The sequence below is a fragment of the Paracoccus broussonetiae genome (assembly GCF_031854425.1).
In the GTDB taxonomy this organism is placed as follows: Bacteria; Pseudomonadota; Alphaproteobacteria; order Rhodobacterales; family Rhodobacteraceae; genus Paracoccus; species Paracoccus broussonetiae.
On sequence record NZ_JAVRQI010000001.1, the window covers coordinates 302616 to 325158 of the forward strand.

Here is a 22543-nt window from a genome sequence, read left to right on the forward strand (position 1 = left end):
AAATCGGGACAGGCATGAAGATTATCGGCATTGATCCGGGCTTGCGGAACATGGGCTGGGGCGTGATCGACGTCGATGGCCCGCGCCTGCGGCATCTGGCGAACGGCATCATCCATAGCGATGCGGGCGATCTGGGGCCGCGACTGGCCGTGCTGTATCGCGGCCTTTGCGAAGTGCTGACCCAGCACGCGCCCGACGCCGCCGCGGTCGAACAGACCTTCGTCAACAAGGACGCCGTGGGCACGCTGAAGCTGGGTCAGGCGCGCGGCATCGCGCTGCTGGCCCCGGCGGCCGCGGGGATCGAGATCGGCGAATACGCCCCGAATGCCGTCAAGAAAAGCGTCGTTGGGGTCGGCCACGCCGCCAAGGAACAGATCCAGCATATGGTGCGCTTCATGCTGCCCGGCGTCGAATTTGCCGGACCGGACGCCGCCGACGCGCTGGCCGTGGCAATTTGTCACGCCCATCACTTGCAGGGCCGCGCGCTCCGCATCAAGATCAAGGCATGAGGAACAGCATATGATCGGACGCATCGCCGGGATCATCCTGCACCGGGCGCAGGACCATGTCCTGATCGACGTGCGCGGCGTTGGCTATATCGTCCATGTGAGCGAACGGACGGCAGCCAGCCTGCCCCCCGCCGGACAGGCGACCGCGCTTTATACCGAACTTCTGGTGCGCGAGGATCTGCTTCAGCTTTTCGGCTTTCCGACGCTGCTGGAAAAGGAATGGCACCGTCTGCTGACCTCGGTCCAGGGGGTGGGCGCCAAGGTCTCGCTTGCGATCCTTGGCACGCTCTCGGCCGAGGGTCTGTCGCGCGCGCTGGCGCTTGGCGACTGGTCGGCCTTGCGCAAGGCGCCGGGTGTCGGGCCGAAGCTTGCCCAGCGGATCACGATGGAGCTGAAGGACAAGGCCCCCGCGATCATGGCGCTTGGCGGCAGCCTGACCGTCGATCCGGGTCCCCTGCCCGATTCCGAAGTGGTCGAGTCCCCCGCCGCGACACGAACCGCCCCCGCCCCGCGCATCGACGGCAATGCGCAGGCAACGGCGGATGCGCTGTCTGCGCTGTCCAATCTGGGCTATGCTCCGTCCGAGGCGGCGGGCGCGGTGGCCGAGGCCCAGGGCCGGGAACCGGGCGCCACCACAGCGGCGTTGATCCGCGCCTCGCTGAGGCTTCTGGCTCCGAAGGAATGAGGTCGGGCATGATGGGGAACCTGCGCACATTCATCCTGATGGCCGCGATGACCGCACTGGTCATGGGCATGGGCTATCTGCTGGGCGGGACGGGCGGTGCGGTGATCGCGCTGGTCATCGCTGGCGCGGGCAACATGTGGGCCTGGTGGAACAGCGACAAGGCGGTGCTGCGCCAGCAGGGCGCGATGCTGGTCACGCGCCAGCAGGCCCCGGAACTGATCGACATGGTGGCCGGACTGGCGCAACGGGCGAACCTGCCCATGCCCAAGGTCTATGTCCTGCAGACCGACCAGCCCAACGCATTCGCCACCGGCCGCAATCCCCAGAACGCTGCCGTCGCCGTGACGCAGGGCATCATGCGCGTCCTTGACCGCGACGAACTGGCCGGCGTGATCGCCCACGAGCTTGCCCATATCAAGCATCGCGACACGCTGACGATGACCGTGACCGCCACGATGGCCGGGGCCATCGCGATGCTGGGCAACATGCTGATGTTCTCGGGCCTGTTCGGCGGACGCAACGACAACCGCGGTGGCGGGCTGGCGGCGATCCTTGCCATGGTCTTCGCCCCGATCGCTGCGGGCCTGGTGCAGATGGCGATCTCGCGCACCCGCGAATACGAGGCTGATCGGACCGGGGCGCAGATCTGCGGCCAGCCCCTGGCGCTGGCCGGTGCGCTGGCAAAGATCTCGCGCGCGGCAGGTCAGGTCGTGAACATCCCGGCCGAGCGAAACCCCGCCTCGGCCAGCATGTTCATCGTGAACCCGCTTCACGCGCTGCGGATGGACCGCCTGTTCGCCACCCACCCCGCAACCGAGGATCGGATCGCCCGCCTGCGCGAGATGGCGGGCCGCGGCGGACAGGGTGGCAGCGCCCCCTGGGCTGACGCCCAGCCGGTCCGGTCGCGGATCCCGCCCAGCGGTGGCCCCGATTCCGGGCCCTGGGGCAAGGGATGATGCAGCCCGATCCAATGCTGCGCCCCGAACCGATGGAAACGGATGGCGAGGATCGCGCGCTGCGTCCGCAGATGCTGTCCGATTTCGTCGGGCAGGCCGAGGCGCGCGCGAACCTGCGCGTCTTCATCGAAAGCGCCCGGATGCGCGGAAAGGCGATGGACCACACGCTGTTCCATGGGCCTCCGGGGCTGGGCAAGACCACGCTGGCGCAGATCATGGCGCGCGAATTGGGCGTGAATTTCAAGATGACCTCGGGGCCGGTCCTGGCCCGCGCGGGCGATCTTGCCGCGATCCTGACCAACCTCGAGGCGCGGGACGTCCTGTTCATCGACGAAATCCACCGGATGAACCCGGCGGTCGAGGAAGTCCTGTATCCCGCGATGGAGGATTTCGAGCTGGACCTCGTGATCGGCGAGGGTCCCGCCGCCCGCACCGTCCGGATCGAGCTTCAGCCCTTTACCCTGGTCGGGGCGACAACGCGGCTTGGCCTTCTGACGACGCCGCTGCGCGACCGCTTCGGCATTCCGACGCGGCTGCAATTCTATACCATCGATGAGCTTGACCTGATCGTCACCCGCGGCGCGCGGCTGATGGGCATCCCTTCAGAACCGGCCGGCACGCGCGAAATTGCAAAACGCGCGCGCGGCACGCCGCGGATCGCGGGCCGCCTGCTGCGCCGGGTGATCGACTTTGCCCTGGTCGAGGGTGACGGCCGCCTGACACGAGAGATTGCGGACAGCGCCCTGACCCGGCTGGGCGTCGATCATATCGGGCTGGACAGCGCCGACCGCCGTTACCTGACGCTGATGGCCGAACATTACGGGGGCGGCCCGGTCGGTGTTGAAACCTTGTCCGCCGCCCTGTCCGAAAGCCGCGACGCCATCGAAGAGGTCATCGAGCCCTTCCTGATGCAGCAGGGGCTGGTCAGCCGCACCCCGCGTGGAAGGATGCTGGCGCGGCTGGGCTGGCGGCATCTGGGGCTGGACGCACCACGGATGCAGGACAGCCTGTTTGATGACTGAGGTCGAAACCCGCATCCGCGACAGCTTCGACCGCCAAAGCATGATGCTCACTCTGGGCGCGACCTTGGCCGAGATTGCGCCGGGCCGGGTCGTCATCCATGCGCCGATCCTGCCCGGATCGCTTCAGCAGCACGGGGCCGGCCATGCGGGGCTGGCCTTCAGCATCGGAGATTCCGCCGCGGGCTATTCCGCGCTCAGCCTGATGCCCGAGGGTGCCGAGGTGATGACGGTCGAAATGAAGATCAACCTGATGTCCCCGGCCATTGGGGACCGGCTTGAGGCCGAGGGGCGGGTCATCCGCCCCGGCCGCCGCATCATGGTCGTGGCCGCCGATGTCTGGGCCGTCAGCAACGGCACCCGAAAGCATGTCGCGATGCTGCAGGGGACGATGATCCCGGTCTAGCCTTCGGCACCGGGCGGAGCGGACAGGACACGATCCTCCTGCGCGATGAAATGCTCCATCATCAGGCGCCACAGCGCGTCGGCAAGGCCGGGATCCAGCCCCTCCTGCGTGGCAAGGCGACGGGCATTTGCCGCAACCTCCTCGACCCGGCTGTCGATCCGGGCGGGCAGGTGTTCACGGGTCTTGATGCGCGCGGCCTGATCGATCAGGCGCGACCGCTCGGCCAGCAGCGCGATCAGCCGCGCGTCCAGCGCGTCGATCCGGCGGCGCAGCGCGGGCATCTGGGAATCGGGCGAAAGCTTCGGTTCGGTCGGGTTCATGCCGTGCTTTTACGCCGGAACGCCCCGCCGCCGCAAACGTGCATGATGCCTGACTGTGGCCCCGCTGCCATGCGGAACGGCGCATTTCCGCCGGGCCGGGGAACGCTCGCCACGCGTCAGGGTTGATCTGGACCGGGGGAAACAGGCCCCCGTCCAAGAAGGAGGAGACCGATGAAGGCAGCAAGTATTGCGATCAATATCGGTTTCGGCCTCAGCATCGCACTGGGCGCAGTGGCGCTTCTGGTGCTTTGATCGCGGTCGGACTCTGACCGGACACATGCAAAACCCCCGGCCAACAGGTCGGGGGTTTTTCGTTTCAGGTGATCGCAGATCTCAGCCCTGCGGCTGGGGTGCCGGGGTGGCGTCGGCCGGTCCCGCCGTTACGCCCGCGCGCGGGATCGAGGTGACCGACGGGATCGAAGAGCCGGGCGTATCGTCGTCCCCGCCCAAAGTCTCGCCCCGGATGATCTTTCCGATATCCTCGCCAGTCAGGGTCTCGTATTCCAGCAGCCCCTTGGCCATGCGCTCGAATTCCTCGGTCTTCTCGGTCAGGATCCGATAGGCGTCCTGATAGCCCTGTTCGATCAGGTCATGGACTTCCTGCTCGATCAGTTCCTTGGTCGCTGCAGAAACCGAGAAGCCGCCGGTATTGCCCGAATAGCCCTCATGCGCCTCGGCATAGTCGATATTGCCGACCTTGTCCGACATGCCCCAGCGCATCACCATGGCGCGCGCAAGCTGGCTCGCCTGCTGGATGTCGCCCGCCGGGCCGTTCGAGACGCCCTCTTCCCCGTACTTGATGATCTCGGCCGCCTTGCCCGCCATGGTCATGGCCAGCTTCTGCTTGGCCTCGTCCTTGTGGTAGTTCAGCCGGTCCATCTCGGGCAGCGAGACCACCATCCCCAACGCGCCACCGCGCGGAATGATCGTCGCCTTGTAGACAGGGTCGCATTTCGGCAGGCTCAGCCCGACGATGGCGTGGCCGGCCTCGTGATAGGCGGTCTTTTCCTTCTGCTCGGGCGTCAGGACCATGCTGCGGCGTTCGACGCCCAGCATTACCTTGTCCTTGGCATTCTCGAAATCCTCCATCGCGACGAAGCGACGGCCCAGGCGCGCGGCCATCAGCGCGGCTTCGTTCACGAGGTTCATCAGGTCCGCGCCCGAGAAGCCGGGCGTGCCGCGTGCGATGATGCGCAGGTCGACATCGGGGCCGACCGGCACCTTGCGGCTGTGAACGGCCAGGATCTTCTCGCGCCCCTTGATGTCCGGGTTCGGGACATAGATCTGGCGGTCGAAGCGGCCGGGGCGCAGCAGCGCGGGGTCCAGCACGTCCTTGCGGTTGGTCGCGGCGATGATGATGACGCCTTCGTTCGCGTCAAATCCGTCCATCTCGACCAGAAGCTGGTTCAGGGTCTGCTCACGCTCGTCATTGCCCCCGCCGATGCCCACGCCACGGGCACGGCCCACGGCGTCGATCTCGTCGATGAAGACGATGCAGGGGGCCGATTTCTTGGCCTGCTCGAACATGTCGCGGACACGGCTGGCGCCGACGCCGACGAACATTTCGACGAAGTCCGAGCCCGAGATGGTGAAGAAGGGCACGCCCGCCTCACCCGCAATGGCGCGGGCGAGCAGCGTCTTGCCGGTGCCGGGCGGACCGACCAGCAGCGCGCCTTTCGGGATCTTGCCGCCCAGGCGGCTGAATTTCTGCGGGTTGCGCAGGAATTCGACGATCTCTTCCAGCTCTTCCTTGGCCTCGTCGATGCCTGCGACATCGTCAAAGGTCACGCGGCCATGCTTCTCGGTCAGCAGCTTGGCCCGCGATTTGCCGAAGCCCATCGCGCCGCCTTTGCCGCCGCCCTGCATGCGGTTCATGAAGAAGATCCAGACGCCGATCAGCAGCAGGAACGGCAGCCAGACGCCCAGAAGCGACATGAAGCCGGATTGTTGCTGGCGTTCGACGCGGACTTCGACGCCCTTGTCGATCAGGCGGTCGGCGATTTCCTCGCCTTGCGGGCGGACGGTCGAGTATTGTTTGCCGTCCTTGGCGGTGATGCCGATGGTTTCACCGTCAATCGTGACGGCGTTCACCTCGTCCTTGTCGACCCGCTGGATGAAGTCGGAATAGCTGATCTGGCGGCTGTTCATCTGCGACGAGCCGTCGCTGAACAGGTTGAACAGCGCCAGAATCATCAGGAACAGCACCACCCAGAAGGCGATATTGCGCGCGTTGCCCAAAGGCATATCCTCCACGGGTAGACAGGCTTTGGCCTGAAAATAGGGATTCCGGCGTCAGGTTCAATGAGTATACAGCAAAGCCATGAACTCTGGGACGCCGGCAAGCGGTCTTGCGGTCATTTCCGCCCGCGATTCCAGCAGCGGTGCGGCGATCAGTTGGGCCCCTTTCCAAATGCCGGGGCTGGCTGCGGCCTCGTCGCGGGCAAGGCCTGACAGCCGCCATTTCAGCCCCGGCAAGGGATCGTATCCCAGCGCACGGACCTGCTGGTCGGCGCAGAGGCCGGACAGAAGCCAGCGCCCGTCCCAGCGGCATTCCCCCTGCGCATCCGGCACGCCCGGCGCCCCACGGGCCGCTGCCACAGGCTCACGCATGATCCGCAGCCAGTCGCCTGCCGGCTCGGCGATCGCGCCCTCCAGCGTGGCCCTCGCCCCCGTCAGGATGGCGGTCAGGGCGCGCAGAACGGCCTCGCGCCGCGGCGGGTAGTCGGCGCCGCCGACAAGACGCAGCCCCGCGACAATTAGTCGCCGCCTGACTTCTTGCGGCGCACGGCGAAAGGGCGTCCAGGGCAGATAAAGGCTGCCATTGCGAATCTCGGCACCGGATGCCGCAGCCGCAGCCACGTCTTGCAGGGCATCCCGCGCGCTTGCCAGATTCGCCGCCGATTGGGCAATCCGCGCGGCGGGCAGGCCAAGGGCCTCAACCGCCTTGCGAATGCGGACACGGTCATAATCGGCATTCTCGTTCGACGGATCATCAACCCAGCCGATGCCCCGGGCGGTCAGCCAGTCGCGCAACTCGGCGCGCGAGACGGCCAGCATCGGCCGCAACCAGACCGTGCCGTTTGCGCGGCGGCTTGCGGACATGCCAGCCAGCCCGTCGACGCCCGCGCCCCGAGCCAGCCGCATCAGCACGGTTTCCGCCTGATCGTCCAGCGTATGCCCCAACAGGACCGCGTCCAGCCGGTTCTGCGCCGCCCAGTCGGAAAGCAGCCGCAGGCGGGCATCCCGCGCCGCGGCCATCAGGTTGCCGGAAGCGGGCCCCCGCTGCCAGGAAAGGGTCGCATGGTCTATCCCCAGAGCTGCCGCCGCGCGGCCCGCCCCCGCCGCCTCGGCCGTGGATTCGGGGCGCAGGCCATGATCGATGGTCGCGGCCATCAGGCAACGGCCCCGCGCCCAGCCCTGCGCAAGATGCAGCAGCGCAGTCGAATCGCCCCCGCCGGAAAGCGCGATGCCAAGGCGCGACATGTCGCCCGCCAGCCGGTCAAGGGCAGCGTGGACCCTGCGCGTGACGGGGTCGTCGGTCGTGGGGTCGGGGTCTTCGTCGCAAGGGCCTGCGGGATCACATCCCATCGGCCATGTCCGCCGCCTCTTCCGGGTCCATCATGGCCGGATCGGTCGCGTCATTCATGTCGGCACCCAAGTCGACGCCCGGCTCGGCACCCATGCCGGCATCGGGCTGGGCCGCGCCTTCGGTCACGGCGGCGCATTGCGCATCGGCGATCCGCTTTTCCGCCTCGGCCGCTTGCGGGGCATCGGGGAAGCGGGCCAGGATTTCCTGAAGATAGAAGCAACCTTCCTGCGGGCCACCCTTGGCGCTCATGGCGCGGGACAGGCCCAGAAGGGAATCGGGCGCCTGCGGCCCGTTCGGATTGGCAGCGAAGCTTTCAAGCCAGGCGATTCCTGCCCCGGACAGATCGCCCGCAGAATCCAGCGCCGCCCCCCGCAGGAACAGCGCCTCGGCGGTCAGTGGACCGCCAGCATGGGTTTCGGCGACGGCCGCGAAGAGGTCCGCAGCACGACGAAAGTCACCTTGACCGAGCACCTCCCGGGCCCGGTCAAAATCGGCCCGTTCCGCCGCGGTGGCGACCCCGGCCGAGGGGAGCTTGGTGGCCGGACCGGTCAGCGCGCCGCCCCGGTCCGAGGATGGCATGGGCGACGAGGCGCCGCTCTGCTCGCCCAGTGTCGGTGTGGTCAGGCTGCCAAGGTCGCAGCCCTCCTCCATTTCGCAAAGCCGGAACTCGATGTCGCCGATGCGGCTGGTGCCGTCCTTGACGATGCGGTCGACGCGGTTCTGCAACTGCTCGGTCTGGCCGGTCAGTTGCTGAAGACGCGCCTCCATCGTGTTCATGCGGTCGATGGCGCTGTCGCCGCCCGCCGCGGCAAAGCCCGCCGGGCCCGAGGCGACCAGCTCGCCGCGCAGCCCCTGAAGGTCGGCGGTCAGCTGGTTCAGCTCGGCGCGGATGTCGGCCAGGCTTTGCTTGTCCTGCGCCGCGGCGGGCAGCGCGGCCAGCACCAGCCCCGCCGCAAGCATCATGCCCCGAAGGCGGCCCATCACATGCCCGCCCCTGGGCTGACCACGGTCACCGCGCGGCGGTTCTTGGCATAGCAATCCTCGGTCGAGCAGACGGCAAGCGGACGCTCTTTGCCATAGCTGACCGTGCGCAGGCGACCCGAAGCCACGCCTTGCGAGATCATGTATTCCTGGACCGAGTTCGCACGCCGCGCGCCAAGGGCCAGGTTGTATTCCCGCGTCCCCTGCTCATCCGCGTGCCCCTCGATCAGCGCCGAGAAGCCCTGGTTCTGGTTCAGCCAGCCGGCCTGGTTGGCCAGGATCGTGCGCGCCTCGGGGGTCAGCGTCGACTGGTCGACCGGGAACAGGACGGTATCGCCCGCCACCGCCTTGAAATGCTCGGCCGTGCCGGGCAGCACGCCGGTCCCGACCCCGCCTGCGCCCATGTTCGCATAGGGGTCGTTCACCATCGCCCCCTGCTGGGCCGGGCGCGAACAGGCCGCCATGGTCAGCATCGCGCCGATGGCGGCAATTTTCACGAAAGTCTTCATCATCCTGTCCCGTTCCCGCGGTTACGGCAGCAACGGACCCCAGTCGGGATCCGAGGCCGCGCCATTCAACTTGACCGGGCGCATGTTCCGCCCGGTGATATCGACCGAGTGCAGGCGAGGTTCGCCGTCGCCGCCCGGAGTGACGCGCGTGAACATCACGACGCGCCCATTGGGGGCCCAAGTCGGGCCCTCGTCAAGGAACGATTCTGTCAGCATTTTTTCTTCCGATCCATCGGTTCGCATGACTCCGATGTGGAATTTTCCGCCCACCTGCCGGGTAAAGGCGATCATGTCCCCGCGCGGCGACCAGACCGGCGTGCCATAGCGGCCCTCGCCAAAGCTGATGCGCTTGGCGTCGCCGCCATTGGCCGACATGATGTAAAGCTGCGGCACGCCCGAGCGGTCGCTTTCAAAGACGATCTGCTTGCCATCGGGGCTGAAGCTTGGCGAGGTCTCGATCGAGGGCGCGTTCGTCAGCGGGCGCTGCGCGCCGCTGCCGGCATCCATCTGGTAGATGTCGGTATTGCCGTTCTTCTCCAGCGAATAGACGATCCAGCGCCCGTCGGGCGAGAAGCGCGGCGAGAAGCTCATCGTGCCCTGTTCGCCCGCCAGCGCCCGCACGCCCAGCGAATTGACGTCCATCAGCATCGCCTGCGGGAAGCCGCTGGCATAGCTGGTGTAAAGCAGGCGCGAGCCGTCGGGCGAGAAGCGCGGCTTCAGCACCAGCGTGGAATCATCGGTCAGCCATTTGATGTTGGCCCCGTCGTAATCCATCACGCCCAGCCGTTTGCGGCGGGCGTCCTTGGGACCGCTTTCCTGGACAAAGGCGACACGGCTGTCGAAATAGGGGCCTTCGCCCGTCAGGCGGGCATAGACCTGGTCCGCCGCCTTGTGCGCCGCGCGCCGCCAGTTGCCGGTCGAGGCGTCGAACTGCATCCCGTCGCCCAGGGGCTGGCCCGCGAAGACGTCGAACAGGCGGAACTTGACGATCACCTTGCCACCTTCGACACGCACCGCGCCCGTCACCAGCGCCTGCGCATTGATCGCCTTCCAGTCCTCATAGGAGACCGGTGCGTCAAAGCTTTCGGGGCGCGCAATATGGGCGCTGGCCGGGATCTCGCGGAACAGACCGGTGCCGGTCAGGTCCGCCGCGATCAGGTTCTGCACCTGCGCAAGATATTCGCCCGCGCCGCCCTCGTCATGGAACTTGGCAATGGCGAAGGGCATCGGTTCGACCACGCCGTCGGTGATCTCGATCCGCAGGGGCCCGTCCTGTGCCAGAACCGGCGCGGCAAGGCCAAAGCTGGCCAGGATCATGACCGGAGCCATGACGGAGGTCGTCAGGAATTTACGCAACATGTATCGCCTCTGAAGGTCTGGTTGCAGAATATCGGGTCGGTCGGCTGCTTTCCACCGTCACTGGATGCGAGCCCCACCACCAGGGTTGAAGTCAATGATCGTTGTCTTCCAACGGTTATATTTCTCGGAAGGCAGCGGATAGCCGTCCTTCTGGCAGCGCAGAATGGCGCGCCGCGCCGCCTCATAGGCCTGTTTCGCCGCCGCGTCCGACCCGCCGGAATGGTCGATCATCTTCAGCGAATTCGCCTCGACCCGGCCGTCCGGCGACATCGAGAACTGCACCGAGACCTTGGTCCGTGATGCCTCGCTGGACAGCGAGCCAATGTTCCAGCACGCCTCGACCGCGACGCGGAAGCCGTCCTTTTCGCCTTGGTTCAGCGGTGGGCCACTGGCCGCCGCACCGCCCCCGCCCGTACCGGCGGCGCCTTCCTTGTCCTTCTTGGCCTCGGCCTGTGCCGCCTTCTTCGCGGCCGCATCCGCGGCCTTGCGCTCGGCCTCGGCCTTTTCCTTGGCCTTGGCCGCAGCGGCGGCCTCTTCGGCTTCCTTCTTCTCGGCGGCGCGTTTTTCCTCGGCGGCCTTTTCGGCGGCGGCCTTTTTCTCGGCCTCTTTCTTTGCCTTGGCGGCAGCTTCGCGCTTTTCGGCCTCGGCCTTCTCTGCAGCGGCTTTCTCGGCCTCTGCTTTCTCGGCAGCCGCCTTCGCGGCTGCGGCCTTGTCCGCGGCAGCCTTTTCTTCTGCAGCCTTGGCGGCCGCCTTTTTCTCGGCCGCACGTTTCTCGGCAGCGGCCTTTTCCTCTGCGGCTTTCTCTTCGGCAGCTTCGGCGGCCTCGGCTGCGGCCTGACGGCGCGCGCGCGCGTCGGCCTCGGCGGCCTTGCGGGCGGCCTCTGCCTCTTCGCGACGCTCGGCGGCCTCGCGGCGTTCTTCCTGCGCGCGCTCCTCGGCGGCACGGCGTTCGGCTGCTTCCTCGCGTCGCTTGGCCGCGGCTTCGGCGGCGGCGGCTTCAGCCGCCTCGCGTGCCAGCACCTGCTCGCGCTGACGCGCGGCCTCGGCGGCTTCCTGACGGGCACGGGCCGCATCGGTCACACCCTGCGGGCGGCCGTTCGGACGCGACGCCGCAATCGGCGCATCCACCGAACGCTGAGGAATCGGGGCCGGAGCCTGTGGTTGCGCCGCTTCGCGCGACGGGTTCGGACGCGAGGCATCTTCCGGAAGCGCGGCCGGATCGTCGGACGCTGCGGGCTGGTTCGGCTGCGGTGCCAGAGTCGCGACCGCGACGGGTCGGGCCTGATCCTGAAGATCCGACAGATCGGGTTGCGCCTCGGGTCGTTCGGCGGGGGCCGTCAGCTCGGCCGCATCCGAAACTGGCGCGGGCGGGCTTTGCGCTTCGGGCGCACCGGTCACCACCTCGTCAGCGGGCGGGCGCGGCTGGGCCGGGGTGGACTCGGCCAGATCGGCAAGGGGGGCACTTCCCTCGGCCGCCGAGGCCAGGGCCTGGAATTCGGCCTCGGACATGGTCGAGACCTCGGCCATGCGAATCGCGTCATGCGGTTGCGGACGGAACAGCGCCCCGCCCACGATCGCAAAGCCCAGCAGGCCGACATGCGCGACGCCCGAAACCCAATAGCCGATGCGATCGGCGCGATCCATGGCGTCAGCCTTCGGGGTTCTGGCCGTCCATCCGGGGCCCGCCCGAATCCGTCACCAGCACGATGTTGTTGAAGCCAGCCGCGTTCAACGCCCCCATCACCTCCATGATGCGGGCATAGGGGATCGAGCCGTCGGCGCGCAGATAGATCTTGTCGCTCTGGCGCTCTTCGGCCACGGCACGCAAGCGCGTGACCAGCTCATCCTCGGGAACCTCGGTGGTCATGACCATGATCGGACCCTCGGGCGTGACGGAAACCGACAGCGGCTCCTCAGGCTCGGCGGGCACCGATTGCGCGGCAGTCTTGGGCAGCTCCAGCGGAACGCCCACGGTCAGCAGCGGCGCGGCGACCATGAAGATGATCAGCAGCACCAGCATCACGTCCACGAAGGGCGTGACGTTGATTTCGGCCATGGGCTGGGACTTGCCGCGCCCCCTGCGCCCGCGGCTGCTGCGCTTGACGACCCCGGCCCCCATCAGTCGTCTTCCAGCTGGCGCGACAGGATGGTCGAGAACTCATCCGAGAAGGATTCGTAGTTCCCGACGATGCGGTCGGAATCGGCGCTGAGCTTGTTGTAGAAGATGACCGCCGGGATCGCGGCCAACAGGCCCAAGGCGGTCGCGACCAGCGCCTCGGCGATGCCGGGGGCGACAACGGCCAGCGAGGTATTCTGCGAAATCGCGATTTCCTCGAAGGCGGTCTTGATCCCCCAGACGGTACCGAACAGCCCGATGAAGGGCGCGGTCGACCCGACGGTCGCAAGGAAGGGCAGCCCGCGGGTCAGGCGGTCATTCTCGCGGTTGATCGCGACGTTCATCGCGCGGTCGATCCGCGCCGTCGCACCGGCGATCAGCCCGCCATCGTCGCGGTGGCTGCGGCGCCATTCGGTCATGCCCGCTGCGAAGATCCGCTCGGACGCGCCCGAAGGCTCCTCTCCGACACGGTCGAACAATTCGTCAAGCGGCTGGCCCGACCAGAAGGCACGGTCGAACCGCCCAGCTTCGCGCTTGGCGGCAGCAAAGCTGATGAATTTCTGGATGATGATCGCCCAGGCCCAGAACGAGGCCAGAATCAGCATGATCATGACGATCTGGACGGTCAGCGACGCGCGCGCGAAAAGAGCGATCAGTGAAAAGTCGACCGGCTGACCGGCTCCGACGATTTGTTCCATGAAATAGGCCTGTGCTTTTTGCACCGCTGCGCCGCGGCTTCTGGCGTCGATTACCAGAATGCCCGCAACAGACAAACCCCAACAGCGTCAATTCTGCGTCAGATGCAGCCCTTTGCATCACCGGGAAAGACCGCGGCGATGTCGGCGGGAATCCGGACAGGCCGTCCGGCATCGTTGATGCAGACGAGCGTCACCACCGCCTTGAACAGCACTGCCCCGTCCCGCATCACCTTCTGGCACATCGAGATGCGCGCCGCGCCGCAATCGTTCAGGGTCGAGACAACCTCCAGCACATCGTCGAACCGCGCTGGAGAGATGTAATCGGCCTCGATCCGGCGCACGACAAAGACCATGCCCCGCTGCTTCAGGCCAACCTGGTCTATCCCCAGCGCGCGCAACCACTCGCTGCGGCCGCGTTCGATGAAGCGCAGATAGTTCGCGTAATAGACGATCCCGGCAAGGTCGGTATCCTCGTAATAGACGCGGATGGGAAAGCTGTGCATCGGGACAATCCTCAGACAGGCAGCCGCGCGGCCAGACGCAGCGCGTGCGACGCATCGCGCGCAACCACCGGCAGCGCCGGATCATAGGCGGCGCGGATCAGGTCAGCGACCTGCCGCGAAGGTTCCACATCCCGCGCAAAGGTCAGCAGCGAACGCATCACCATCGTCTCGGCCAGCCCGGCGGGGTGCGCTTCTGCCAGCCCCCCACCCATGTTCACAAAGTTCATGCAGGCCCTGATCCCACCATCGGCATCAAACCGGAAGATGCGGTACTGGTCCGCGGCCTGGGTGGTCAGCCGCTCGACAAGCTCGCCCTGCCCAGTCAGCCGCTCAAGATCCGGCATATCCGCCAGCTCCTGCCAGTCGCGCACGAAAAAGGACAGCATGTTCGCGCCCATCTCGGGATCGGTCTCGGCCATGGGATGACCGGCATGGGCCAGCGCGGCGCGGGTCACGGCGCGAAAGATGTCCAGCGTCTCGTCGGCAAGACCGAAGATCACCGGGACGACCGGCCGTCCCCAGCGCGCGCAAAGAAAGCGCCCGTCACGGGTGAACAGCCCGGCGATCTGGTCGGGATCAAGCACCACGGTCCCTCATCATCCTTTTCCAAATACCCTCGGGGTTGAATTGCGGCAGGGCCGCAAGAGGGGCTGAAAGCCCCTAATGCCGATCCCTGCGAAACTCAACCGACGATCGTGGCCTCGGTTGCCGCCCGCAGCTCGTCCTCGGTGACGCCATCCGCCAGTTCGACGATCCGCAGCCCGCCCGGGACGACATCCAGCACGCCAAGGTTGCTGATGATGCGGTTGACGACGCCCTTGCCGGTCAGGGGCAGCGTGCATTCGCGCAGCACCTTCGATTCGCCTGCCTTGTTGGTGTGGTCCATGACCACGACCACGCGCTTGACGCCCGCGACCAGGTCCATCGCACCGCCCATGCCCTTGACCAGCTTGCCGGGGATCATCCAGTTTGCCAGATCGCCATTCTCGGCCACTTCCATCGCGCCAAGGATCGCCATTGCGATCTTGCCGCCCCGGATCATGGCAAAGCTTTCCGCGCTGTCGAAGAAGGCGGTCTGCGGCAGTGCGGTCACGGTCTGCTTGCCCGCGTTGATCAGATCGGGATCTTCCTCGCCCTCGAAAGGAAACGGCCCGATCCCCAGCATCCCGTTTTCGGATTGCAGGGTCACGTGGACCCCCTCGGGGATATAATTCGCGACCAGCGTCGGGATACCGATGCCAAGGTTCACGTACCAGCCGTCCTGCAGTTCCTGCGCGGCCCGCGCCGCCATCTGGTTGCGGTCCCAGGGCATCACGCGGTCTCCTTTTTTCGGGTCGTGCGCTGTTCGATGCGCTTTTCGTGCTGCCCTTGGATCAGGCGATGGACATAGATGCCGGGCAGATGGATCGCATCGGGATCAAGGCTGCCGGTGGGCACGATCTCCTCGACCTCGACGATGCAGACCCGCCCGCATTTCGCCGCGGGCACGTTGAAGTTGCGCGCGGTCTTGCGGAACACCACATTGCCGGATTCGTCGGCCTTCCAGCCCTTGACGATGGCAAGATCGGCGATGATCCCGCGTTCAAGGATATAGGTTTCGCCGTCGAAATCCTTGTGCTCCTTGCCCTCGGCGATCACCGTGCCGACGCCGGTCCGGGTGTAGAAGCCGGGAATGCCCGCGCCACCCGCCCGCATCCGTTCGGCCAGCGTGCCCTGGGGGTTGAATTCAAGCTCAAGCTCACCCGACAGGTACTGGCGCATGAATTCCGCGTTCTCGCCGACATAGGACGAGATCATCTTCCGGATCTGGCGGCTGTCCAGCAGGATGCCCAAGCCGAACCCGTCGACGCCGCAATTGTTGCTGGCGACGGTCAGATCCTTCGTTCCCGCCTCGTGGATCGCCCCGATCAGAAGTTCGGGGATGCCGCACAGGCCAAAGCCCCCCGCGGCGATCAGCATTCCGTCCTTCAGGACCCCGTCCAGCGCCTCAGTCGCGCTGCCATAGATCTTCTTCATCCGCTCCTCCGCCAATGCCCGGAAATTTTTGGCGGGCTTGCGTGCCGGAGTCAACGCGCCGCACCGCCGCGTGACGGTTGCATATGCAACCGTCCGCGGGATGCCACGATATCGGGCTTCTATTCGTCGGCAGGCTTCGCCTTGGGCGCGGCCTTCTTCGCGGCGGGCTTCTTGGCCGCGGGTTTCTTGGCCGCAGGCTTCTTCGTGGCGGGCTTTTCAGCCTTGGCCGCCGCCTTCTTCGCCGGTTTCTTGCCGGATTTGGATGCCTTTTCGGCAATCAGTTCCAGTGCGCGCTCCAGCGTGACGGAACCCGGCTCCAGGTCGCGTGGCAGGGTCGCATTGACCTTGCCCCATTTGACATAAGGCCCATAGCGCCCGCTCAGCACCTGGATCGGCCCGCCTTCGGGATGCTCGCCCAGTTCCGCCAGCGGCGCGGCGGCGGCGGCGCGACCACGCACCTGCTTGCTGGCAAGTACCTCGACCGCGCGGTTCATGCCGATGGTGAAAACCTCGTCCACCTCGGGCAGGTTCGCATATTTCGACCCGTGCTTCACATAGGGACCATAGCGGCCGATCCCGGCCTCGACAGCGACGCCATCCTCGGGATGCGGCCCGATCTCGCGCGGCAGCGCCAGCAGCGCCAGCGCGCGCTCGAGATCGATCGAGGCGATTTCCCAGCCCTTGGGGATCGAGGCCCGCGGCGGCTTCGGCACTTCGGCCGTGGCCTCGCCACGCTGGACATAGGGGCCGAAGCGGCCGTTCTTCAGGCTGATCTCGTCGCCCTTATCCTCGCCCAGCACCGTATCGCCGACGACCTCACCCTCGGGGCTGCTGATCGGGCGGGTGAAGCGGCACTCGGGATAGTTCGTGCAGCCGATGAAGGCCCCGCCCGACCGCGCCGTTTTCAGATGCAGCCTGCCCTTGTGGCAAAGCGGGCATTCGCGGGGATCGCCACCATCGGCGCGCGGCGGATAAAGATGCGGTGCCAGCGCCTCGTCGATCGCCTCCAGCACCTCACTGATGCGCAGCTCGCTGGTCCCTTCCAGCGCCGCGGTGAAGTCCTTCCAGAAACGGCGCAGCACCTCGCGATAGGCGCGCTCACCCGACGAAATGTCGTCAAGCTCGCCCTCAAGGCTCGAGGTGAAGTCATAGCTGACATAGCGCGGGAAATATTTCAGCAGGAAGATCGTGACCAGCCGTCCCTTGTCCTCGGGGATCAGGCGGTTCTGCTCCTTGCGGACGTAGTCGCGGTCCTGAATGGTGGTCACGATGCTGGCATAGGTCGACGGCCGGCCGATCCCCAGCTCTTCCATGCGCTTGACCAGCGTCGCCTCGGTATAGCGGGGGGGCGCCTGGGTGAAATGCTGCTCGGGGCTGACCGAGCGCTTGTCGGCCTTTTCGCCTTCCTTGATCAGCGGCAGACGGCGGCTGTCCTCGTCTTCCTCGTCGTCGCGGCCCTGATCGTAGACCTTCAGGAAGCCGTCGAACATCATGACCTGGCCATTGGCCCGCAGACCGACCTGCGCGTCGGCCGACGCAATCTCGACGGTCGTGCGCTCCATCCGCGCCGATTCCATCTGGCTGGCAATGGTGCGCTTCCAGATCAGGTCATAAAGCGCCTTCTGGTCCTTCTCGGCCACCGGCAGCTTGTCCGGCGACATGAACATGTCCGTCGGCCGGATGCATTCATGGGCTTCCTGGGCGTTCTTGGCCTTGTTCTTGTACATGCGCGGCGATTTCGGCAGGTACTCCTCACCGAACCGCTTCTTGATCGCATCGCGGGCGGCCATCACCGCCTCGGGGGCCATGTCGATGCCATCGGTCCGCATATAGGTGATATGGCCGGCCTCATACAGCCTCTGCGCCGCCGACATGCAGGCCTTGGCACCCATGCCCAGCTTGCGGCTGGCCTCCTGCTGCAAGGTCGAGGTCATGAAGGGCGGCCAGGGATTGCGGCTGGCGGGCTTGGCAGTGACGCTTGTCACGTTCAGGTCGCGCGCGGCAATGGCCGAAACCGCCAGCATCGCATCCTTCTCGGTGGCGATGTCGAAACGCTCCAGCTTCCTGCCGCCATAGACGGTCAGTGTCGCGTCGAACTGGTCGCCGCGCGGGGTCGCCAGCTTGGCATGGACCGACCAGTATTCGCGGGCCCGGAACGCCTCGATCTCCATCTCGCGGTCGACGATGACGCGCAGCGCGACCGATTGCACCCGACCGGCCGATTTCGCGCCGGGCAGTTTGCGCCACAGCACCGGGGACAGGTTGAAGCCGACCAGATAGTCCAGCGCGCGGCGCGCCAGATAGGCATCGACCAGCGGCTGGTCGATCTGGCGCGGGTTGGCCATCGCCTCGGTCACGGCGTTCTTGGTGATCGCGTTGAAGGTGACGCGGCTGACCCCGGCGCCCTTCTTCAGCGCGGGTGCCAGCGTCTCCAGCAGGTGCCAGGAAATCGCCTCGCCCTCGCGATCGGGGTCGGTGGCAAGGATCAGGTTCGGATCGGATGCCAAGGCATCCTTGATCGCCTTGACGTGTTTCTTCGACTCCGACGCAACTTCCCATTTCATCGCGAAATCGGCTTCCGGATCGACGCTGCCATCCTTGGGCGGCAGGTCGCGGACATGCCCGAAGGACGCCAGAACCGTATAGTCGTCGCCCAGATACTTGTTGATCGTCTTGGCCTTGGCCGGAGATTCGACGACGACGACAGGCATGGATAATCCTTCGAGATGATTCGGGCCGGAAAAATGAGCATAGCCCGGCGCAGTGTCAACGCCGGGCATTCATCGTTTCAAAAATACCCCACGGGGGTCCGGGGGTGTGAAACCCCCGGCAGCCGCCTCAGACGCCGTCGCCGACAAAGGCCTTTTCGACCACGAACTCCTTGGGATCGCTGTTGGCGCCCTCGGTCAGGCCAAAGCCTTCCAGCACCGCTTTCACGTCGACGTTGAAAGCCAGGCTGCCGCAGACCATCGCGCGGTCATTGGCAATATCCATGGGCGGCAGACCCAGATCCTCGAACACCTTGCCCGAGGTCAGGTTGTCGGTGATCCGGCCCATGAAGGGGCTCTCTTCGCGGGTGGTGGTCGGGTAATACAGCAGCCGGTTGGCGAAATCCTCGCCATAGATCTCGCCCAGCAGCGGGTCATGCTTCAGGTTCTCGACCAGCTCGCGACCATAGGTCAGCTCCTCGGCGGTGCGGCAGGTATGCATCATGATGACCTGCTCGTAACGCTCATAGGTTTCCGGGTCGCGCATCAGGCTGGCAAAGGGCGCAAGCCCGGTCCCGGTGGCCAGGAACCACATCCGCTTGCCCGGCAGCAGCGCGTCCAGCACCAGCGTGCCGACCGGCTTCGGACGCAGGATGATTTCGTCGCCCGGCTCGATCAGTTGCAGCTTCGAGGTCAGCGGCCCGTCCGGCACCTTGATCGAATAGAATTCCAGCTCATCATCCCAATTGGGCGAGGCAATGGAATAGGCGCGCAGGATCGGCTTGCCGTTGTCGCCCGGCAGACCGATCATCACGAACTCGCCCGAACGGAAACGCAGGCTGGCGGGACGCGTCACGCGGAACGAAAACAGCGTATCGCTCCAATGCTGGACCGAGGTGACGGTCTGGGCATCAGGCAGGGTCTTGGCGGGTTTCACGGCAACATCGGCCACGGAGAGATCCAGTGTCATATCAGGGTCCCGGTCTATCTAGGTCATCAGGAAGCCGGGGAAAACCCCGGCAAGCTCAGCCGGCAAGGCGCGAACGGTGATCCCATTGCTGCCAGTCGGCGCGGTACAGCCACTGTTCTTGCGGCTGGCGAGCCGCCAGGGCCGCTGAGATCCGCACCTCGTCGAAACCGACGCGGCGCGCCATGGCATATTGGTCCGAAATCATCCCGCCAACGGCGCGCAGCCGCCCCTTGTAGCCCTTTTCGCGCAGGATGCGCGCCAGCGAAAAGCCGCGTCCATCGCTGAACGAGGGGAACTCGATCGCAAGAAGATCGTGGTCCAGATAGTCATCCAGCGTCGCCGGATCAACATCGGGCGCCAGCACGACAGGCTCGGCCCCGTCATCGGGGTGGAAGCCGTCATCGCGGACCAGATAGAAATCGCTCATGAAGTCGCTCCTGCGCGGACCATGCGCCCGCCGATGAAATGGATGCCGCACTCGGTCTTCTGGCTGCCACGCCAGCGACCGGCCCGCGGGTCTTCGCCCGGCTTCACCGGCGAGGTGCAGGGGGCGCAGCCGATCGAGGCAAAGCCCTTGGAGACCAGCGGATGCCGCGGCAGGTTGTTTTCGGCCAAATAGTCCTGAACGTCCTCGGACCGCCAATGGGCCAGCGGGTTGATCCGCAACCGGGCCGGAGGCTCGGCCTCGAAGAACTCCAGCTGCTGGCGCTCGCCACCCTGGAACCGTTTGCGCCCGGTGATCCAGGCATCGAACTTGCCCAGCTCGCGTTCAAGCGGGACAGTCTTGCGGAAGTTGCAGCAGGCATCGGTGCTGAACTGGTGCAGCGTGCCGTCGGGATCGTTCAGCGCGACCTCGCGTTCGGTCGCACGGACGACGCGCACATCGGTCAGCTTCAACCGTTCGGTGACCTCAAGCTGATAATCCAGCGTCTCCTGGAACAGCATCTGCGTGTCGATGAACAGGACCGGCGTGCCCGGCGCCACGACCGAGACCATGTGCAGCAGCACCACCGATTCCGAACCGAAGGACGACACCAGCGTCACCCGGCCCAGATCGGGGTCGTTGAGGGCACGCCGCAACACCTCGGTCGCGGCGTGATGCTTGTAGCGGTCGTTCAGAAGCGCCGCGCGATCGTCCAGGCTTCCATCAAGCATCGGCCGGATACAGCGCCGCCTTGAACGGAGCTGCCCCTACGCGACGATAGGCGTCGATGAAGCGTTCCTCGGCCGAGTCGCGCAGGTCCAGATAGGTATCGATCAGGCGGTCGATGGCGCCCACCACCTCCTCGGCCGGGAAGCCCGCGCCGGGCTTCTGGCCGATGGCGGGAATGTCGTAGCCGTCTCCGCCCAGCGTGATCTGGTAATTCTCGACACCGGCACGGTCCAGGCCGAGAATGCCGATATGGCCCAGATGGTGGTGGCCGCAGGCGTTGATGCAGCCCGAGATGCGGATGTCGATCTTCCCGATCTCGTCTTCGATGTCACGGGCGCGGAAATGATCCGCGATTTCTTGTGCGATCGGGATCGAACGCGCGGTGGCAAGGGCGCAGTAATCCATGCCCGGGCAGGCCACGATATCGCTGATCAGCCCGGCATTCGCAGTCGCCAGCCCCGCTGCCTTCAGCTCTTGGTAAAGCGCATACAGGTCCGACTTGTGGACATGCGGCAGGACGATGTTCTGGTCATGGCTGACGCGCAGGTCGTGATGGCCGTAACGCTCGGCCAGGTCCGCCAGCAGGCGCATCTGTTCGGCCGAGGCGTCGCCCGGCGTCTGGCCCGGCGCCTTGAAGGTCACCATCGCGCTGGCATAGCCCGGTGCCTTGTGGGCCGAAAGGTTGGTATCCGTCCAGCTGCGGAAACCCGGATTTGCAGCGCGCTGCGCTTCGAAATCGCCATCTTCCTCATTGCGGAAGGCGGGGGGCGAGAAAACGGCCTTGAACTCGGCCAGAAGCTCCTGATCGGCGCCGGTGAAGGTCGAGCGACGGTTCAGGAATTCCGCCTCGATCTCGTCCCGCATGACGTCAAGTCCGCGCTCGGCGACGGTGATCTTGATGCGGGCCTTGTACTTGTTGTCGCGACGGCCCGACAGGTTGTAGGCCGAGATGATCGCCTCGACGTAGGGAAGCAGATCACCCTCGGGCAGGAACTCGCGCACGACCTGACCCAGGATCGGGGTCCGGCCAAGGCCGCCGCCGATCCAGACCTGGAAGCCCAGCTCACCCTGCTCGTTGCGGCGCAGGCGCAGGCCGATATCGTGGGCTGCGATGACGGCGCGGTCCTTTTCGCCGCCGGAAATGGCGATCTTGAACTTGCGCGGCAGGAACTGGAATTCGGCGTGATCGGTGGACCAGGCGCGCAGCAGCTCTGCATAGGGGCGCGGATCGATGACCTCGTCGGCGGCCGCGCCGGCATAGGCGTCGGTCGTGACGTTGCGGATGGTGTTCCCCGAGGTCTGGATCGCGTGCAGCCCGGCATCGGCCAGCGCATCCAGCATGTCCGGAATGTCCACCAGCTTCGGCCAGTTGTACTGGATGTTCTGCCGCGTGGTCCAATGGCCATAGCCTTTGTCCCATTTCCCGGCCAGCAGGGCCAGCGTACGCATCTGGTCGGGGCTGATCGTGCCATAGGGGATCGCCACGCGCAGCATATAGGCGTGAAGCTGCAGATAGACCCCGTTCATCAGGCGCAGCGGTCGGAACTCGTCCTCGGTGAGGCTGCCGTCCAGGCGGCGCTCGACCTGCTGGCGGAACTGCTGCGCCCGGTGGCGCAGATATTCGTTGTGCTGGGGACGGGCATCAAACATTGCTGGCCTCGAGATCGGCTTGCTTGCCATGGAAATAGTTGGACGGACCGCGGCGACGGAAAGCCTCGCGGAAATGGGTCGGCTCGGGGCGGCCATCTGCGCCGCGCTTCGCCTCGGCCAGATAGGGGCCAACGACGATGCTCGCCTGCCCGATCGCGTCCAGCAGGGCGAGATCGGCGATGGCCTCGTCCTCGAAAAGCTGCGCCTCGCGCGGATCGGCGGTCCAGCCACCGTCACTCATCCAGACGCAATGGCCCATGCGCAGATCATTCGCGGTGATGACGGCGGGTCGTGCTTGCGTGGGGGTGAAGGTCTTGGACATGGCCTTTTGCCTTTCGGATTGGGTCTGTCTTATATAGAAAATTCTCCCCCATATTGACGAGTGGGGCAGAAAAA

General features: G+C 66.0%; 24 protein-coding genes. 5 read left to right on the forward strand and 19 right to left on the reverse strand.

The features are described 5' to 3' along the window. Positions 1-14 precede the first annotated feature (14 nt). From ruvC to RM190_RS01560, 5 genes are read left to right on the forward strand one after another with little or no spacing between them, the layout of a single operon-like run. Positions 15-509 carry a crossover junction endodeoxyribonuclease RuvC gene (ruvC, locus tag RM190_RS01540; protein ID WP_311757616.1) on the forward strand — a complete coding sequence of 165 codons (495 nt, stop codon included), beginning with the start codon at positions 15-17 and terminating at the stop codon, positions 507-509. A gap of 10 nt (positions 510-519) precedes the next feature. After that, positions 520-1194 (forward strand): Holliday junction branch migration protein RuvA, encoded by a 675-nt coding sequence (ruvA, locus tag RM190_RS01545; protein WP_311757617.1) that lies wholly within the window; start codon positions 520-522, stop codon positions 1192-1194. A gap of 11 nt (positions 1195-1205) precedes the next feature. Further along, positions 1206-2150 carry a zinc metalloprotease HtpX gene (gene htpX / locus RM190_RS01550; RefSeq protein ID WP_311757813.1) on the forward strand — a complete coding sequence of 315 codons (945 nt, stop codon included), beginning with the start codon at positions 1206-1208 and terminating at the stop codon, positions 2148-2150. After that, entirely contained in the window at positions 2147-3172 is a 1026-nt protein-coding gene (ruvB, locus tag RM190_RS01555) for a Holliday junction branch migration DNA helicase RuvB (RefSeq protein WP_311757618.1), read from the forward strand. Before htpX ends, ruvB begins: the two co-directional genes overlap by 4 nt. Further along, positions 3165-3575 (forward strand): PaaI family thioesterase, encoded by a 411-nt coding sequence (locus RM190_RS01560; RefSeq protein WP_311757619.1) that lies wholly within the window; start codon positions 3165-3167, stop codon positions 3573-3575. The genes ruvB and RM190_RS01560 overlap by 8 nt, the downstream gene beginning before the upstream one ends. Here RM190_RS01560 and RM190_RS01565 read toward each other — a convergent pair. From RM190_RS01565 to RM190_RS01655, 19 genes are all read right to left on the reverse strand, one after another. After that, positions 3572-3895, reverse strand: a complete 324-nt coding sequence (locus RM190_RS01565) for a chorismate mutase (protein WP_311757620.1) — start codon at positions 3893-3895, stop codon at positions 3572-3574. The two genes, RM190_RS01560 and RM190_RS01565, sit on opposite strands and share 4 nt — an antisense overlap. Before the next feature lie 333 nt (positions 3896-4228). Beyond that, positions 4229-6133: an ATP-dependent zinc metalloprotease FtsH gene (ftsH, locus tag RM190_RS01570; protein WP_311757814.1), complete on the reverse strand. Its 1905-nt coding sequence runs from the start codon at positions 6131-6133 to the stop codon at positions 4229-4231. Between the two features lie 60 nt (positions 6134-6193). After that, positions 6194-7483 carry a tRNA lysidine(34) synthetase TilS gene (gene tilS / locus RM190_RS01575; RefSeq protein WP_311757621.1) on the reverse strand — a complete coding sequence of 430 codons (1290 nt, stop codon included), beginning with the start codon at positions 7481-7483 and terminating at the stop codon, positions 6194-6196. Continuing rightward, a complete protein-coding gene (locus RM190_RS01580; RefSeq protein ID WP_311757622.1) occupies positions 7473-8465 on the reverse strand; it encodes a tetratricopeptide repeat protein in 993 nt (330 codons plus the stop codon). Before RM190_RS01580 ends, tilS begins: the two co-directional genes overlap by 11 nt. Then, positions 8465-8974 (reverse strand): peptidoglycan-associated lipoprotein Pal, encoded by a 510-nt coding sequence (gene pal, locus RM190_RS01585; RefSeq protein WP_311757623.1) that lies wholly within the window; start codon positions 8972-8974, stop codon positions 8465-8467. The genes RM190_RS01580 and pal overlap by 1 nt, the downstream gene beginning before the upstream one ends. 21 nt (positions 8975-8995) lie before the next feature. Next, positions 8996-10330 (reverse strand): Tol-Pal system beta propeller repeat protein TolB, encoded by a 1335-nt coding sequence (gene tolB / locus RM190_RS01590; protein WP_390907805.1) that lies wholly within the window; start codon positions 10328-10330, stop codon positions 8996-8998. A gap of 60 nt (positions 10331-10390) precedes the next feature. Further along, positions 10391-11977 (reverse strand): protein TolA, encoded by a 1587-nt coding sequence (locus RM190_RS01595; RefSeq protein ID WP_311757624.1) that lies wholly within the window; start codon positions 11975-11977, stop codon positions 10391-10393. A gap of 4 nt (positions 11978-11981) precedes the next feature. After that, positions 11982-12452 (reverse strand): ExbD/TolR family protein, encoded by a 471-nt coding sequence (locus RM190_RS01600; RefSeq protein ID WP_311757625.1) that lies wholly within the window; start codon positions 12450-12452, stop codon positions 11982-11984. Next, positions 12452-13147 carry a protein TolQ gene (tolQ, locus tag RM190_RS01605; RefSeq protein ID WP_311757816.1) on the reverse strand — a complete coding sequence of 232 codons (696 nt, stop codon included), beginning with the start codon at positions 13145-13147 and terminating at the stop codon, positions 12452-12454. The genes RM190_RS01600 and tolQ overlap by 1 nt, the downstream gene beginning before the upstream one ends. A gap of 98 nt (positions 13148-13245) precedes the next feature. Continuing rightward, positions 13246-13650, reverse strand: a complete 405-nt coding sequence (ybgC, locus tag RM190_RS01610) for a tol-pal system-associated acyl-CoA thioesterase (protein WP_311757626.1) — start codon at positions 13648-13650, stop codon at positions 13246-13248. Positions 13651-13661: 11 nt separating this feature from the next. Then, positions 13662-14234: a hypothetical protein gene (locus tag RM190_RS01615; protein ID WP_311757627.1), complete on the reverse strand. Its 573-nt coding sequence runs from the start codon at positions 14232-14234 to the stop codon at positions 13662-13664. 98 nt (positions 14235-14332) lie between these two features. Continuing rightward, positions 14333-14962, reverse strand: a complete 630-nt coding sequence (locus RM190_RS01620; protein WP_311757628.1) for a 3-oxoacid CoA-transferase subunit B — start codon at positions 14960-14962, stop codon at positions 14333-14335. Continuing rightward, positions 14962-15666 carry a CoA transferase subunit A gene (locus RM190_RS01625; protein WP_311757629.1) on the reverse strand — a complete coding sequence of 235 codons (705 nt, stop codon included), beginning with the start codon at positions 15664-15666 and terminating at the stop codon, positions 14962-14964. Before RM190_RS01625 ends, RM190_RS01620 begins: the two co-directional genes overlap by 1 nt. A 119-nt stretch (positions 15667-15785) precedes the next feature. After that, the gene (gene topA, locus RM190_RS01630; protein ID WP_311757630.1) at positions 15786-18377 is read right to left on the reverse strand and encodes a type I DNA topoisomerase; all 2592 of its coding nucleotides are present in this window, start codon (positions 18375-18377) and stop codon (positions 15786-15788) included. 127 nt (positions 18378-18504) lie between these two features. Further along, complete coding sequence (locus tag RM190_RS01635) at positions 18505-19344, reverse strand: ferredoxin--NADP reductase (RefSeq protein WP_311757631.1); 840 nt, start codon at positions 19342-19344, stop codon at positions 18505-18507. Between the two features lie 55 nt (positions 19345-19399). Further along, a complete protein-coding gene (locus tag RM190_RS01640; protein WP_311757632.1) occupies positions 19400-19771 on the reverse strand; it encodes a DUF934 domain-containing protein in 372 nt (123 codons plus the stop codon). After that, positions 19768-20499 carry a phosphoadenylyl-sulfate reductase gene (locus RM190_RS01645; RefSeq protein ID WP_311757633.1) on the reverse strand — a complete coding sequence of 244 codons (732 nt, stop codon included), beginning with the start codon at positions 20497-20499 and terminating at the stop codon, positions 19768-19770. The genes RM190_RS01640 and RM190_RS01645 overlap by 4 nt, the downstream gene beginning before the upstream one ends. Then, complete coding sequence (locus tag RM190_RS01650) at positions 20492-22147, reverse strand: nitrite/sulfite reductase (RefSeq protein WP_311757634.1); 1656 nt, start codon at positions 22145-22147, stop codon at positions 20492-20494. The genes RM190_RS01645 and RM190_RS01650 overlap by 8 nt, the downstream gene beginning before the upstream one ends. Beyond that, on the reverse strand, positions 22140-22469 hold the full coding sequence (locus RM190_RS01655; protein ID WP_311757635.1) for a DUF2849 domain-containing protein: 330 nt from the start codon (positions 22467-22469) through the stop codon (positions 22140-22142). Before RM190_RS01655 ends, RM190_RS01650 begins: the two co-directional genes overlap by 8 nt. Positions 22470-22543 lie beyond the last annotated feature (74 nt).

Bases quoted from the DNA above. Each gene is read 5' to 3' on its own strand.
- ybgC (WP_311757626.1), bottom strand. From the start codon at position 13,650: ATGCACAGCTTTCCCATCCGCGTCTATTACGAGGATACCGACCTTGCC.
- ruvB (WP_311757618.1), top strand. From the start codon at position 2,147: ATGATGCAGCCCGATCCAATGCTGCGCCCCGAACCGATGGAAACGGAT.
- RM190_RS01600 (WP_311757625.1), bottom strand. From the start codon at position 12,452: ATGGGGGCCGGGGTCGTCAAGCGCAGCAGCCGCGGGCGCAGGGGGCGC.
- htpX (WP_311757813.1), top strand. From the start codon at position 1,206: ATGGGGAACCTGCGCACATTCATCCTGATGGCCGCGATGACCGCACTG.
- RM190_RS01645 (WP_311757633.1), bottom strand. From the start codon at position 20,499: ATGCTTGATGGAAGCCTGGACGATCGCGCGGCGCTTCTGAACGACCGC.
- RM190_RS01635 (WP_311757631.1), bottom strand. From the start codon at position 19,344: ATGACACTGGATCTCTCCGTGGCCGATGTTGCCGTGAAACCCGCCAAG.
- RM190_RS01565 (WP_311757620.1), bottom strand. From the start codon at position 3,895: ATGAACCCGACCGAACCGAAGCTTTCGCCCGATTCCCAGATGCCCGCG.
- RM190_RS01640 (WP_311757632.1), bottom strand. From the start codon at position 19,771: ATGAGCGATTTCTATCTGGTCCGCGATGACGGCTTCCACCCCGATGAC.
- RM190_RS01560 (WP_311757619.1), top strand. From the start codon at position 3,165: ATGACTGAGGTCGAAACCCGCATCCGCGACAGCTTCGACCGCCAAAGC.
- RM190_RS01580 (WP_311757622.1), bottom strand. From the start codon at position 8,465: ATGGGCCGCCTTCGGGGCATGATGCTTGCGGCGGGGCTGGTGCTGGCC.
- RM190_RS01625 (WP_311757629.1), bottom strand. From the start codon at position 15,666: ATGAAGAAGATCTATGGCAGCGCGACTGAGGCGCTGGACGGGGTCCTG.
- RM190_RS01595 (WP_311757624.1), bottom strand. From the start codon at position 11,977: ATGGATCGCGCCGATCGCATCGGCTATTGGGTTTCGGGCGTCGCGCAT.
- RM190_RS01650 (WP_311757634.1), bottom strand. From the start codon at position 22,147: ATGTTTGATGCCCGTCCCCAGCACAACGAATATCTGCGCCACCGGGCG.
- tilS (WP_311757621.1), bottom strand. From the start codon at position 7,483: ATGGGATGTGATCCCGCAGGCCCTTGCGACGAAGACCCCGACCCCACG.
- tolQ (WP_311757816.1), bottom strand. From the start codon at position 13,147: ATGGAACAAATCGTCGGAGCCGGTCAGCCGGTCGACTTTTCACTGATC.
- RM190_RS01620 (WP_311757628.1), bottom strand. From the start codon at position 14,962: ATGCCCTGGGACCGCAACCAGATGGCGGCGCGGGCCGCGCAGGAACTG.
- RM190_RS01655 (WP_311757635.1), bottom strand. From the start codon at position 22,469: ATGTCCAAGACCTTCACCCCCACGCAAGCACGACCCGCCGTCATCACC.
- topA (WP_311757630.1), bottom strand. From the start codon at position 18,377: ATGCCTGTCGTCGTCGTCGAATCTCCGGCCAAGGCCAAGACGATCAAC.
- pal (WP_311757623.1), bottom strand. From the start codon at position 8,974: ATGAAGACTTTCGTGAAAATTGCCGCCATCGGCGCGATGCTGACCATG.
- ruvA (WP_311757617.1), top strand. From the start codon at position 520: ATGATCGGACGCATCGCCGGGATCATCCTGCACCGGGCGCAGGACCAT.
- ruvC (WP_311757616.1), top strand. From the start codon at position 15: ATGAAGATTATCGGCATTGATCCGGGCTTGCGGAACATGGGCTGGGGC.